Source organism: Aminobacter sp. Piv2-1 (genome assembly GCF_037625995.1).
GTDB lineage: Bacteria > Pseudomonadota > Alphaproteobacteria > Rhizobiales > Rhizobiaceae > Aminobacter.
The window spans coordinates 144,921-157,939 of sequence record NZ_JARKMU010000011.1 but is presented as its reverse complement, the minus strand read 5'-3'; the positions used below and the strand labels follow the sequence as shown (position 1 = coordinate 157,939).

General features: G+C 69.1%; 10 protein-coding genes and 1 pseudogene. All 11 read left to right on the top strand.

The annotated features are described in order from the left end of the window. Positions 1 to 21 precede the first annotated feature (21 nt). The 11 genes and pseudogenes from AmiPiv_RS19900 (at position 22) to tagF (ending at position 13,018) form a co-directional block, all read left to right on the top strand. On the top strand, positions 22 to 486 hold the full coding sequence (locus tag AmiPiv_RS19900) for an Hcp family type VI secretion system effector (protein WP_340040173.1): 465 nt from the start codon (positions 22 to 24) through the stop codon (positions 484 to 486). Further along, complete coding sequence (gene tssE, locus AmiPiv_RS19895) at positions 473 to 1,228, top strand: type VI secretion system baseplate subunit TssE (RefSeq protein ID WP_340040170.1); 756 nt, start codon at positions 473 to 475, stop codon at positions 1,226 to 1,228. The genes AmiPiv_RS19900 and tssE overlap by 14 nt, the downstream gene beginning before the upstream one ends. Positions 1,229 to 1,230: 2 nt before the next feature. Beyond that, positions 1,231 to 3,105: a type VI secretion system baseplate subunit TssF gene (gene tssF, locus AmiPiv_RS19890; protein ID WP_340040168.1), complete on the top strand. Its 1,875-nt coding sequence runs from the start codon at positions 1,231 to 1,233 to the stop codon at positions 3,103 to 3,105. A gap of 65 nt (positions 3,106 to 3,170) precedes the next feature. Next, positions 3,171 to 3,326: pseudogene (locus AmiPiv_RS24775) on the top strand (type VI secretion system baseplate subunit TssF); the annotation flags it as partial. After that, positions 3,290 to 4,354 carry a type VI secretion system baseplate subunit TssG gene (gene tssG, locus AmiPiv_RS19880; RefSeq protein ID WP_340040164.1) on the top strand — a complete coding sequence of 355 codons (1,065 nt, stop codon included), beginning with the start codon at positions 3,290 to 3,292 and terminating at the stop codon, positions 4,352 to 4,354. The pseudogene AmiPiv_RS24775 and the gene tssG, both read left to right, overlap by 37 nt. Beyond that, complete coding sequence (gene tagH / locus AmiPiv_RS19875; protein ID WP_340040163.1) at positions 4,351 to 5,799, top strand: type VI secretion system-associated FHA domain protein TagH; 1,449 nt, start codon at positions 4,351 to 4,353, stop codon at positions 5,797 to 5,799. The genes tssG and tagH overlap by 4 nt, the downstream gene beginning before the upstream one ends. 3 nt (positions 5,800 to 5,802) lie before the next feature. After that, positions 5,803 to 6,255, top strand: coding sequence for a type VI secretion system lipoprotein TssJ (gene tssJ, locus AmiPiv_RS19870; RefSeq protein ID WP_340040162.1), 453 nt, complete (start codon positions 5,803 to 5,805; stop codon positions 6,253 to 6,255). A gap of 37 nt (positions 6,256 to 6,292) precedes the next feature. Further along, positions 6,293 to 7,627 (top strand): type VI secretion system baseplate subunit TssK, encoded by a 1,335-nt coding sequence (gene tssK, locus AmiPiv_RS19865; protein ID WP_340040161.1) that lies wholly within the window; start codon positions 6,293 to 6,295, stop codon positions 7,625 to 7,627. A gap of 4 nt (positions 7,628 to 7,631) precedes the next feature. Next, complete coding sequence (gene icmH, locus AmiPiv_RS19860) at positions 7,632 to 8,954, top strand: type IVB secretion system protein IcmH/DotU (RefSeq protein ID WP_340040160.1); 1,323 nt, start codon at positions 7,632 to 7,634, stop codon at positions 8,952 to 8,954. A gap of 3 nt (positions 8,955 to 8,957) precedes the next feature. Next, on the top strand, positions 8,958 to 12,497 hold the full coding sequence (tssM, locus tag AmiPiv_RS19855) for a type VI secretion system membrane subunit TssM (RefSeq protein ID WP_340040158.1): 3,540 nt from the start codon (positions 8,958 to 8,960) through the stop codon (positions 12,495 to 12,497). Further along, positions 12,479 to 13,018 carry a type VI secretion system-associated protein TagF gene (gene tagF / locus AmiPiv_RS19850; RefSeq protein WP_340040156.1) on the top strand — a complete coding sequence of 180 codons (540 nt, stop codon included), beginning with the start codon at positions 12,479 to 12,481 and terminating at the stop codon, positions 13,016 to 13,018. The genes tssM and tagF overlap by 19 nt, the downstream gene beginning before the upstream one ends. Position 13,019: the final 1 nt, after the last annotated feature.

Sequence of the window (13,019 nt, the reverse complement as noted above, 5' to 3'; positions counted from 1 at the left end):
CCTTGAGCCACGGAGAGCGAAATGCCTGAGATCAGAACCAGAATAGACGGTTTCCTGAAAGTCCCGGACATCCCCGGCCCGAGCGTGCGCGACGGACATGAGGAGGAGATCGAAATCTACGGCGTCGACTACAGCATGGTCGCGCCGCACGATCCGAACTCGCTGTCGCGGCGCGGCCGCGTGGCGCTCGGCATGATCGAGTTCACCAAGCACTACGACATGGCGTCGCCCTACCTGCAGAAGGCGCTGTTCGACAACACGCTGATGGACGAGGTGGTGTTCTCCTGCCGGCGCACCATCGAGGGCGAAACGAGCGACTACCTGGTGGTCACCCTGACCGATGCCTCCGTGGTGACCTACTACATGCGTCCGAGCGTAGACGAGCCGGACGTGATCGAGGACAAGGTGGCGTTCGCCTACAAGTCCATCAAGTTCAACTATGACGACAAGCATGAGGTCGAAATGGATGTCCATGTCGGCAAGTGAGCATGCCCGCCGTCACGGTACCGATACAGCGCAGACCACAGCAAGCCCGCGGGCCAAACGGGAGGCGGTCCAGCCGTCTCTGTGGGATCGCCTGCTGAACGACATCCCGGGGCTCGCCTCGGAGATCGACGCTCTGCAGCGGGCATTGCAGGACGAACTGGGCGCCGAGCGCCTCGACGGGCTGATGACCGCCGGGGCACGGGCGATAGACGCCGATGCGGAGCTGACAGCCGAGCAGAAGCGCCGCCTGCACCGCCTGATCGTCCAGAACCGGCATCGCGCCGAGCTCGAAAGCCGCGGCGTGGTGGTGTCGGCGCGCGTGCTGCGCGAGGCTGTGCGGCGCGACATCGAAGCGCTCTTCAATACCGAGCGCTTCGAGGCCCACCCGCTGCTCACCGACTATGAGCTGGAGCAGTCGGCCGGCCTGCCGCCGACGCTCGAGGACTTCCCGGAAGTGCGCCGAAGCGTGGTCAACTACGGCGTGCCCTCCTTCTCCGGTCGCTCGTCGCGCGATTTCGACCGCGAGTCGCTGGCGCGCGAGATCCGCGCTGTGCTCGCCACATTCGAGCCGCGCCTCAAGGAGAGCGCTACCAAGGTGACGGTCAATCTCGGCGACAGGACGGGTCTCAAGATCGAGATCGACGCCGTGCTCATCATGACGCCGACGCCCGAGCGCCTCAGGCTGCGGACCACGATCAACCTCGACAACGGCGTGGCGCGCACGGACTTCAAGGAAGCCTGACCATGGATCGGATCTTCCTGGAATATTACGAGGAGGAACTGACCCACATCCGCGCATTGGCCGCAGAATTCGCCGACATGCATCCGACGGTGGCGCGCAACCTCTCGCTCGACACCGTGCCCTGCCCCGACCCCTATGTCGAACGGCTGCTCGACGGCGTCGCCTTCCTGGCCGCCCGCACCCGGCTGAAGGTCGACGCCGAACGCTCGCGCTTCGCCCGCAGCATCATCGAAGTGCTCTATCCGGACCTGGTCGCGCCGGCGCCGGCGACGGCGATGGCGGTGCTCAAGCCCGGACAGCAGATCCAGACGATGAATGCCGGCCACCTCGTCAGCCGCGGGACGCGGCTGGTGTCGAGCCTGCAGCCGGGGCTTTCGACGCGCTGTACGTTCACGACGGTGCAGGACGTGACGCTGTGGCCGATCGAGATTGCGTCGGTCGGCTATTTCCAGGACCGCAGCGCGCTGGCGACGGCCGGGCTGGCTCCTGTTGCAGGCATGGGTGGCGAAGCGGCGATCCGCATCGCCATCGGACGGGCGGGCAAGGGCAAGCTCGGCGAACTGGCGCTCGACCGGCTCGATCTGCACCTCGCCGGGCGCACCAAGGCGCCGCTGCTGTTCGACACGATCTTCGGCGCTTCAGCCGGCATGGCCGCCCGCCCCGCGGGCAAGACCAGCAAGCTTACGCCGCTGCCGGCGCCGGAGATGGCAGGCATCGGCGACGGGGAAGCGCTGATGCCGCGCACGCGCCCGACCTTCGAGGGCTACCGGCTGCTGCGCGAATATTTCATGATGCCCGAGCGCTTCCACTATCTGCGCGTGCAGGGGCTGCAGCCAGTGGTCCGCAACTGCGACGCCGGCCTGGAGATCGTGCTGTTCCTGCGCCGCCCGGTGCCGGAACTCGCCGATCTGGCGCCGACCGACTTCGAGCTGTTCGCGACGCCGCTGATCAACCTGTTCGAGCGCGAGTGCAACGTCATCGAGCTCGACGCCCGCAGGACGCGGCAGGTGCTCTACGCCGACCGGACGCGTCCGCGGGATTTCGAGATCTATCGCGTCACCCGGGTCGCGGATGCGGAGAGCGAGGGTCCCGATGCGGAGATCCCTGCCCTGTTCAGCCTCGGGCAGAACCGCGGCAGCGGCTGGGTCTATGCCACCGAGCGGCGGCCGCGCCGCCCCACCGAGGACGAGCGGCGCGAAGGCGTGACCCGCACCTCCTATCTCGGGGACGACGTCTTTTTGTCGATCTCGCGCCCGGCAGCAAGCACCGCCAACCGTCCGCTCAGGCGCATCGAGGTCAATGCGCTGTGCACCAACCGCGACCTGCCGATCCTCGACGACACGCCGTCGCTGACGCTGGAAAGCGGCGACCCCGTCGAGGCGGTCAGGCTGCTTGGCGCCCTGCGCGCGCCGCAGCCGTCGATACCGGCAGCGCTACCGGCCGGGGCGGACGGGGAATCGCGAGCCGACGAGCTTGCCTGGCGGCTGGTGGCGCAACTGTCGCTGAATTTCCTCAGCCTCGCCAAGGAGGGCCGCGGGGTCGACCCGCTGCACGCTCTGCTCGACCTCTATGCCGACCGCGGCGATCCCGGGATGGCGCGGCACGTGCGCTCGATCGTCCGCATCGAGTCGCGCCCGGTGATCGAGCGGCTGCCGATCGAAGGCCCGATGTGCTTCGGCCGCGGCACCGAGGTGACGCTGCAGGTCGACCAGTCGGTGCTTTCCGGCCAAAGCAGCCTTTTGCTCTCGGCGCTGCTGGCGCGGCTGTTTGCCCGGCACTCGGGCATCAACGGGTTCGTGCGGACCCGCACGCGGTTGCTTCAGAAGCAGGAGGACGTGCCATGGCCGATGACGCCCGGCAACCGCTTCCTGATCTAGGCGCGGGCCTGCCGCTTTCGGAACGCTACGACTTCTTCGAGCTGCTGCGGCGTCTCGAGGCGCAGAGCGGCCAAAGCAGCCTTTTGCTCTCGGCGCTGCTGGCGCGGCTGTTTGCCCGGCACTCGGGCATCAACGGGTTCGTGCGGACCCGCACGCGGTTGCTTCAGAAGCAGGAGGACGTGCCATGGCCGATGACGCCCGGCAACCGCTTCCTGATCTAGGCGCGGGCCTGCCGCTTTCGGAACGCTACGACTTCTTCGAGCTGCTGCGGCGTCTCGAGGCGCAGAGCGGCCGGCTGTTCGGCCATTCCGGGCGGCCGGAGCGCGAGCCGGCGCGCCTGGGCCAGCACATCCGGCTCGGATTTGCCACCCAGGACGTGGTGGCGTTCCGCGCGGAAAGCGAGGACGCCCCCGCCCGCGTCACCGTCGCCAATCTCGGGCTGCTCGGCCCGGAGGGGCCGCTGCCGCTGCACATCACGCGCTGGGTCCTCGACCGGCTGTCGCAGCGCTGGTTCGCGGGGCAGGATGCGCACCAGACCAGCGACACGACCTTCGTCGATTTCGTCAACCTGCTGCAGCACCGCATGATCGCGCTCTACTACCGGGCCTGGGCGGACGCCCATCCGGGCGTGCAGGTCGAGCGCCCGGTGGCCGGGCGGGTGCGCGCGATGCTCGAAGCCATGGCCGGAATCGGCCTGCCCGGCACCGGCAATGCGGAAGCGCCGGAACTGGATGCGGTGAAGCTGCGCCAGGCCGCATCGCTGGCCTGCCAGGTGGACGGGCCCGAGCGCCTCACCCTGTTCATCGCCGAGGCCTTCAACGTGCCGGTCCGGCTCAAGGAGTTCGTCGCGGCCTGGCTGCCGGTGCCGCGCGCGCTGCAGACGCGGCTCGGCGGCCAGCATGCCGCGCTCGGACGAGGCGCCACCATCGGACCGCGCAGCTTCAGCCGGCAAAGCAGGGTCGAATTGCGCATCGGCCCGCTCGGGCTCGCTACCTATCTGGAGTTCCTGCCGGGCGGCGCACGGCTCGGGCTGCTGAAACGGGCGATACGCGACCTGATCGGCGAGACGCTCGACGTCGACCTGAGGATCGTGCTGGCGCGCGACGAGGTGCCGGCGGCGCGGATCGGGGCGGCGCGGCTCGGCCGAACGGCGTGGCTTGCGCCTGGGCAGGAAAGGGAAGATGCTGACGACATGCGCCTGCGGACGATCGTCGGCTGGCGTCCCGAAGTGGCGGGAGTCGGGGCATGAGCTTGCTCCTCACGCTTGAGCAGGGACCGCGCGCACAGGCTGTGCGCCAGACCCGGCTGGACAAGGGGGAACTGGTGATAGGTCGCAGTCCCGATGCGGACTGGCAGATCGAAGATCCCGACATGTTCGTCTCGCGCGCCCACTGCAAGATCACGGCGGACAGGGACGGCTATCTCGTCACCGACACGTCGAGCAGCGGCTTGTTCGTCGACAATGCGGGCAGCCCGCTGGGCGCGGGCAACAGCATGCGGCTGAAGAACGGCATGCGGCTGAGGCTCGGCGACTATGTGCTGTGGGTCGAGATGCAGGTGGGCGAAGCGGCAGGCCAACCCGCCCCCGCTCGCGCCGCGCCGCCCGCGCCCACGCCGTCGCGCGCGCCTGTCGGCATCGGCAGCGACGACTTCTTCGCGGCAACGACCGAGGAAGCGCCTCCGACGCCGCGCCCTGCAGACCTGCCCAACCCGTTCGAGCAGCCCGAGGCCGGCGCCTTCCGGGCCTATGAGCGAAGCGACGCAGCGGAAAGAACTCCGCCCGCCTTCGACGATCCGTTCAGCCTCGATCCCGTGCCGACGCCCGCTTCGACAAAGGGCGTCGACGAGCGGAGCGCCACGTCGACATTCTCCGATCCCTTCGCGCCGGACACTGGCATGGCGGCGGCGCCGTCCCGTCCGGCGCCTTCTCCGGCAGAGTTCGACGACGGGTTCGCCATGGAGCCGGCAACGCCCGCCGCTCGCCCGGAAGAGCGACGCGCACCCGCGGCAAGGTCGCCCTCACCGGCGCCATGGGACTTGCCGGTGCAACCGGCCGCGCCAAGTCCGCCGGCTCGTGCGCCGCAGCCAAAACCGGGCCGGCCGCAGGCACACGCCGCCCCGTCCGATTTGGAGCTGCGGGCCGCCTTCATGCGCGGCATGGGCCTGGACGACGCGGAAGCCTCCGACCGCGATCCGGTCGCCGAGATGGAGAGGCTCGGCCGGCAGTACCGCATGATGATGGAAGGGCTGATGCAGCTCCTGCGCAAGCGGGCCGAGGAGAAGGGCAATGCCCGCCTCGAGCAGACGGTCGTGGGTGCCTCCGAGGTCAATCCGCTGAAATTCCTGCCCACCGTCGACGACGCGCTTGCCACCATCCTGGCCGAGCGCAGCGCCGGCTTCCTCAACGGCGATGCGGCGATCCAGGACGCCGTCCGCGACCTCGCCCACCACCATGTGCGGGCCTGGCGCGGCCTGCAGGGCGCGCTGCGGCGGATGATCGACCGCTTCGACCCGGCCGCGCTCGAGGAGGAGCTGAAGTCGAGTTCGTCGCTGGAGACGCTGCTTGCCGGCGGGCGCGGCGCCAAGCTCTGGGAGCTCTACAAGAAACGCCATCGCGAGATCGCCGTGAGCGCGGAAACCCGCTTCATGGGCGAAATCGGCGCCGATTTCCGCAACGCCTATGAAGAGGAGTGACGCATGATCGACCGGCGCGACTTCATTCTTGCCCTCGGTGCCACCGGACTGGTGGCCGCCTGCCAAAGCGGGCCGCCCAAGCCTTCCACGGTCACCATCAACATGAGCGGCCAAGCCGGCATGAACCCCGGGCCCGACGGCAGCGACCGGCCCGTGACGGTTCTCGTCCTGCGCCTGAAGAGCACCGGAAAATTCAATTCGGCCGACTATTTCGCCCTCCAGGGCGACGCCGCCGCGGCGCTTGCCGGCGACCTGCTCGGCTCCGACCAGATCGCGGTGGGGCCCGGCAAGCCGGCCTCGAAGACGATCACGGTCGAGCCGGAGGCGACGGCGCTGGGCTTCGTCGCGCTCGTCCGCGAGCCCACCGGCCGGACATGGCGGACGACGAAGTCGGTGTCGCCCGGGTCGACGCTCACGATACCCGTGACGCTCGGCAAGGGAGGCATTTCGGCCTAGCCGGAGACGTGGGATTGTCGATGCAGAGAGTTGCCGCATGACCGACGCAAACAGGGTTCTGTGGTCCGAAGGGCTGTTCCTCAGGACGCAGCATTTCCAGCAGCAGGACCGTTTCTTCGAAACGACGGTGCGCGGCGCCCTCCAGGCCGGGCAGCTCCACACCTTCGGCTTCCGTTCGCTGACGCTCGACCCTGCCCTGCTGGAAGCCGGGCAGGTCGCGGTGCTGACCGCGCGCGGCATCTTCCCGGACGGCACGCCCTTCGCCATACCCGAGACGATGGATCCGCCGCGGCCGCTCGCCATCACCGCCGAGATGGGCGTCGGCCCTGTGCTCGTCGCGCTGCCGCTGGAGCCGCCGGGCGGGGTCGGCTTCGACCCGGCGCATACGGAGACGTCCGGCGCGCGCTATCGCGGGCGGATCGTCACCGTCCGCGATGCGGTGCAGGGAGGGGCCGATCCCGAGGAGATCGAGATCGCCAGGCCGGAGGCGCTGCTTTTGCCGCCCGGCAAGTCGGTCGGCGGCTACACGGCGCTGCCGGTGACCGAGGTCCGGGGACTGAGGGCCGACGGCGGCGTTGCCATAGACGAAACGTTCCTGCCGCCGACTCTCGCGACGGGGGCGGTCGCCTGGTATGCGCAACTGCTGCTGGAGGTCATCACCGGGCTCGACCAGATCGCCGAGGCGCATGCCAAGATGGTGCTCGGCGGGCCTGGCCGCAGCGTCGAAGACCTGATGATGCTGCATCTCGCCAACGCCGCCCGACCGCGGCTGGCGCACATGCTGGCGCAGGACATCTTCCACCCGGCCGACCTCTTCATGGAGCTGGCGGGCCTGGCGGGCTCGATGGCCACCTTCGGGTCGAGTTCGCGACGCCTGGCGGAACTGCCCGCCTACGACCACATGGCGCCCGGACCGGCCTACCTGGCGCTGGCCGAGACCCTGCGCTCGCTGATCCTCAGCCTGCGCTATGTCGAGCCCAAGTCGCGCGCCCTGCCCGTGATGCGGCACTCCACCAACGTGTGGAAAGTGCGCATCGACAATCCGAAGCTCCTGGTGTCCAGCCGCATCGTCATCCGGGTCGGGTCGGAGCTTTCCGAAGACGCGCTGCGCAAGATCTTCGTCAACCAGGCGACGGTGGGCGCGGCCGGGGATTTCGAGGGGCTGTGGAAGTCGCGCCTGCCCGGCATTCCGCTCAAGCCCCTGCATTCGCAGCCGCGCGAGATCCCCTATGACGGCGACCGGCTGTGCCTCGAACTGGACCAGCGCAGCGAGCACTGGGCCTCGCTGCTCAACGCGCCGGGCTTCGTCATTGGGGTTTCCGGCGTGCTGCCCAGCGAACCCGAGGTCGACTGCTATTCGGTGAACAGGTGACGCGATGAGCCAGGACGATCCTTTCGGCCTGTCGGAGGATCGCGAGCGAACCAGGATACGCATGGTCGCCACGCCGATGCCGCGTGCCGCCGCCGTGCCTGCTGCATCCGCGCCTGCCAGGCGGCTGCGGAACCACCCCAACAAGCTGGTCAATGCATTCTCCGCGCTGCTCGAATTCGCACCGGAGCTGGAGAGCGCGCTGCCGCCCGACAATCCCGAGGCGCTGAGGACGCGCCTGCAAGAGGAACTGGTGCGGGCGCGCGACACGGCAGTGGCCGGCGGATCTTCGCTGGACCGGGCCGACCAGGCGGCCTGGTCGGTCGCGGCCCTGCTCGACGACCTCGCACTCAATACGCCCTGGGGCGGGACAAGCGCCTGGCCGCGCCAGCCGCTGGTGGTGATGCTGCGCGGCGACGTCGATGCCGGGGCGCAGTTCTTCTCGCGGCTGGAGGAGCTCGAGCGCCATCCGAACCGCGACAGGGAGATGCTGGAACTGCAGTATCTCTGCATGGCGCTCGGCTTCCGCGGCAAGTACCGCGTACCCGGGAGGGCCGGCGACCGCTCGCTGAATGCCGTGCGCGTCGCCGCCGCGCGCTTCCTGCGCGACGCGGACGCCGCCGATGCGCCGCTCTCGCCGAACTGGCGGGGCGTGGTCGCCGCCGACGAGCCGCAGCGCTTCACCGTGCCGATCTGGGTGATGGCCGCCTTGGCGGCGGTCGTGGCGACCGGGATCTACGTCGCGCTGCAGATGTCGCTGAGCAACCAGGCGCTGCAGCTGTCGGCGCTGGTGCGGGCGCTACCGCCGGCCGAGCGCGCCGAGCTGCTGCGGTCGACGCCGCAGGCCGAGGCGCCGCCGGTGGAAAAGGTCGACTTCGCGCTCTTGCCCGAATTCCAGGCGGCGGCTCCGGAAGGGCTGCGCCCTGCGCTGAGCGGAACCGAAAGCGTCTCGCTCGCCAAGCTGGTCATCCAGGCCACCAATCCCGAGCTGTTCCAGTCGTCGCGCGCCGAACTGACCGACGGCTTCCAGCCGCTCATCGCCTCGGTCGCCAAGGTGATCCTCGACAACCAGGAACTGATCGGCAACGTCACGGTCGTCGGCCATACCGACGGCATCCCGCTCCAGCGCAGCAATCCGCTGTCGACCAATCAGCGCCTGTCGGAGGCGCGCGCCGAGACCATCGCCGATCTCCTCGTCCACAACGGCGTGCCCGCCGAGCGCGTCAAATCGGAGGGACGCGCCGCCACCGATCCGGTCGCCGACGACGCCACGCGCGAAGGCCGCGCGCTCAACCGCCGCGTCGAAGTGCTGGTCGAAAAGAGGCTGTGACAGATGTTCATCCTGCGCTTCCTCTGGTCGGTCCTGACGTCGCGGTGGCTCTGGACGTTCATCGGCCTGGCGCTGCTTTCCGCCATCATCTGGGTGTTCGGCCCCATCGTCCAGATCGGCCGGAGCGCGCCCTTCGCCTCGGAGACCGTGCGCATCGGCATGATTGCGGGGCTGGTCATCCTGTGGCTGATCTGGCTGATCGTGGCGCAGCGGCGCGCCATCCTGGCCAACCGGGTGTTCGTGGCCGAAATCGCCGCAGCACCCGCCGAAAAGCCGCTGACGCCCCAGGAGGAAAGCGTCGCCGCCGTCGGCGCCAGGTTCCAGGGGCTGATGGACGAGCTCAAGCGCCGCAAGCTGGGCGGCCGCAAGCTGCTGCGCGACATGCCGTGGTACGTGATCGTCGGCCCCCCTGCCACCGGCAAGACCACGGCGCTGCGGCAATCTGGCCTGAGCTTCCCCATAGACCTCGGCGACGACCTGCACGGGGTGGGCGGCACGCGCAACTGCGACTGGTTCTTCGCCGAGAACGCGGTGCTGATCGACACCGCCGGCCGCTACGTGCAGCAGGAGAGCCAGCCGGACGTCGACGCCGCCGAATGGCTCGGCTTCCTCGACCTGCTGAAGAAGCATCGCGGCCGCCGCGCGCTCAACGGCGTGATCGTGGCGCTGTCGGTCGATGCCTTCTCGGAGGGCGACGAGGCGGTCAAGGCGCATGGCCGCAAGATCCGCCGGCGGCTGGCCGAACTCAACGAGCGGCTCGAAATTCGCCTGCCGGTCTATCTGATGCTGACCAAGGCGGACCTCATCAAGGGGTTCGAGCCCTTCTTCGACGGGCTTTCGACCGCAGCCCGCGAGCAGGTCTGGGGCACGACCTACGCGCCCGACGCCCGCGTCGACGGCAACATGGTCGCGCAGGGCATATCCGCCCTTGGCGGCGAGCTCGAACGCCGGCTCGTGCCGCGCCTGGAAGAAGAGGACAACCTCGCCGCGCGGGCGGAGATGTTCAGGTTTCCCGCGCAACTGCAAAGCCTGTCCGATCCGGTCAGGCTGCTGGTCGAGACGATCTTCGGCGAAAGCCGCTATGAGGACAGCGCCTGGCTGCGCGGCGTCTACCTGACCTCGGCAACCCAGGAAGGCGCCCCGATCGACCGGCTCACGGCAGCACTTTCAGCCTCGTTCGGCCTGCCGCAGCGGCGCATGATGTCCTCGCCCCGGGTCGAGAAGCGCAGCTTCTTCCTGAAGAACCTGCTCACCGAGGTGATCTTCAAGGAAGCCGGGCTGGGCACCTTCGATCCGCTGGCGCAGCGCCGCCGGACATGGATCTGGCGCGGGGCCGCGGCTGCCTCGGTCGCCGCCGCCCTGATCGCGGCGCTGGTGTTCGGGCTGTCCTACTACGACAGCCGCAACGCGATTTCGGCGCAGGCGGGCCAGTTCGAGGCGCTGCAGGGGCCGCTGGCGCCGATGGCGGCGAGCCCTGCCCCCGTCGACACGCCCGACATCGACGTGGCGCTTGCGGCGATGACGGAGGTGGCCAATGCCCGGACCGCGCCGCCCGGCGGCGCCCGCGACTTCATCGGACCGAGCGCCTCCCCCGAGTTGCTGCGGGCACAGACGGACGCCTACGACCACGCCCTGCGCAACATACTGGAGCCGCGCATGGTGGCGCTGCTCGAAACCACGATGTGGCGGCAGGTTCGCGACCCCGAATTCATGCTGGGTGCGCTCAAGACCTACCGGATGATGACGGGCCTGTCGCAGATGGACACGGACTTCGCGCAGGACTGGTGGGTCAACCAATTGCCGGACTATGCGCCGGTCGCCCCCTTCCCGACCCCGGACGCGGAGGAGCACCAGCTCGCCGCGATCCGCCGCATGGCCGTCGACGTGAGCTACGTCGCCCCCGACCAGGCGCTCGTCGGCGAGGCGCTGAAGAGCGTGTGCACCATTTCGCTGCCCGCCCGCGCCTACAAGCAGCTGCTGGGCGACCCGGCGGTGGCCGAGCTGAAGGAGTGGATACCGGCCAATTTCGCCGGCCCGAACGGCTCCAAGGTGTTCGCCCGCCGCTCGGACAAGACCCTGCGCATGGGAGTGTCAGGGGCCTTCACCTATGCCGGCTTCCACGACGTCATCCTCGACAGGCTGGAGGACGTCGCGGCCCAGGCCGCGCTCGACCGTGCGGTGTTCGCCGGCGGCTGCGAGGAGAATGCCGAGACGTCGGTGTCGGCGCTCTCGCAGGACATCCTCAAACTCTACTACGAGGACTTCATCGCCCAGTGGGACAGCATGCTGCGCGACATCCGGCTCGCGCCGCTGACCGACCTCAACGTCGCCAGCGAGAACCTGAAGGACCTGTCGAGCGCGGATTCGGCGCTCAAGCGGCTGGTCACCGCCGTCGTGCGCGAGACCGACCTGACCCGCACGGACGAGGAGGAGCCGGCCGACAACAAGGCGGGCTCGAAAGGCGCGTCCAAGCTCCTGGGCAAGCTCGGCAAGGTCGGCAAGCTCGCCAAGGCAGGCGCAAAGCTCCTGCCGCGCGCCGGCTCGGCGGACGAGGTGGACATGACCGGCACGCTGGTCGCCGAGCACTTCAAGCCGCTCAAGGGCGCAGTCGCCGAGGTCGACGGGCAGCCACCGGCGCTGGACTCGGCCGTCGTGGCGCTGACCGCGCTTTCCAACGTGCTGCAGACGGTGACCGCCAGCCCCGACCCGCAGGACGCGATCAAGAAGCAGGGCGGCCTGGCCGAACTCACCGGCGCGGTGGCAAGGCAGGCGCAGATATTGCCGGACCCGATCGACGACTGGCTCGGCGGCATCGCCGGCGACACCAGCGGCCTCACCGAAAGGGCCGTGACCTCCGAGCTCAACGCCATCTGGCGCGCCGACATCCTGCCCTTCTGCCAGGCGGCGCTGACCGACCGCTACCCGTTCAGCCCCAACAGCGCCGTCGACGTCAATGTGCGCGACTTCGCCCGCCTGTTCGGGCCCGGCGGGCTGATCGACAGCTTCACCAACGACCATCTGATCAGCTACGTCGACACGGCCAGGCAGCCGTGGACATGGCGTGCCGACTTCGGCCTCGATTCCGCGGCACTCGCCGCCTTCGAGCAGGCGCGGCGGATCCGCGACGACCTCTTTCCCGGCGGCACCGGGCCGGTGATGAGCTTTACGCTTGAGCCCAAGGATCTGTCGCCGAGCGTGGTGCGCGTCACGCTCAATCTCGATGGCCAGAACCTCGTCTATTCGAACAACGCCACGCGGCCGCAGCCGATGACCTGGCCGGGCAAGGACGGCACGGGCACGATCTCGCTGGCTTTCCAGCCGATCGACGGTTCGCCGGAGGTGATCGTCAACGAGACCGGCAGCTGGGCGTGGCTCAGGATGCTGAGCAACGGCCGCTTCTCCGGCACGGCCCTGCCCGACGTCTACAACCTTCGCCTCGGGGCGAAGAACTTCTACGCAGATTTCGAGCTCAAGGCGGCAAGCGTCGAGAACCCCTACAATCTGCAGATGTTCAAGAGGTTCACATGCCCGCCGCAGCTGTGACCACGGGCTTCTTCGGCAAGATTCCGGCGACGGGGGACTTCGTTTCCTGGAACCTGCCGCGCAGCTTCGTCGACCGCTGGGACCGCTGGATGTCGATGGAACTCCGGGCCCGTCCCGACGAGGGCGAACTCGACCCGCGCGTGTGGCGCTTCACGGTGCCGGCCGGCATCTTCTGCGACCAGCCTGGCGCCGGCGCGTGGCGGATGAGCGAGGATCGCGCAGGGCGCAGATATCCGTTCGCGATCGCCGCCGTCGGGCACGCGCCACGCAAGGACGAGGCATGGTTCGACAAGGTCGCCGCAATCGCGGGTGATGCAGTATCGCGCTACTGGACGAGCGCCATGATCGCAGAACGGCTCGGCGCCGTTCCGCTGCCGGCCGCCGGCGACGCGGAACCGGGCATCGTCTTCTGGTGCGAGGGCTGGCACGTCCACGAATGCCATTTCCGGGATATCCATGACCTTGCCGACAACGGCCTGCCGGCCATGCGCACGGTGCCCCTGCCGGCGGAGGAAGGCTGAT

Excerpts from the sequence above, each read along its gene's own strand:
- AmiPiv_RS19900 (WP_340040173.1), top strand. The coding sequence starts at position 22 with ATGCCTGAGATCAGAACCAGAATAGACGGTTTCCTGAAAGTCCCGGAC.
- tssE (WP_340040170.1), top strand. The coding sequence starts at position 473 with ATGTCGGCAAGTGAGCATGCCCGCCGTCACGGTACCGATACAGCGCAG.
- tssF (WP_340040168.1), top strand. The coding sequence starts at position 1,231 with ATGGATCGGATCTTCCTGGAATATTACGAGGAGGAACTGACCCACATC.
- tssG (WP_340040164.1), top strand. The coding sequence starts at position 3,290 with ATGGCCGATGACGCCCGGCAACCGCTTCCTGATCTAGGCGCGGGCCTG.
- tagH (WP_340040163.1), top strand. The coding sequence starts at position 4,351 with ATGAGCTTGCTCCTCACGCTTGAGCAGGGACCGCGCGCACAGGCTGTG.
- tssJ (WP_340040162.1), top strand. The coding sequence starts at position 5,803 with ATGATCGACCGGCGCGACTTCATTCTTGCCCTCGGTGCCACCGGACTG.
- tssK (WP_340040161.1), top strand. The coding sequence starts at position 6,293 with ATGACCGACGCAAACAGGGTTCTGTGGTCCGAAGGGCTGTTCCTCAGG.
- icmH (WP_340040160.1), top strand. The coding sequence starts at position 7,632 with ATGAGCCAGGACGATCCTTTCGGCCTGTCGGAGGATCGCGAGCGAACC.
- tssM (WP_340040158.1), top strand. The coding sequence starts at position 8,958 with ATGTTCATCCTGCGCTTCCTCTGGTCGGTCCTGACGTCGCGGTGGCTC.
- tagF (WP_340040156.1), top strand. The coding sequence starts at position 12,479 with ATGCCCGCCGCAGCTGTGACCACGGGCTTCTTCGGCAAGATTCCGGCG.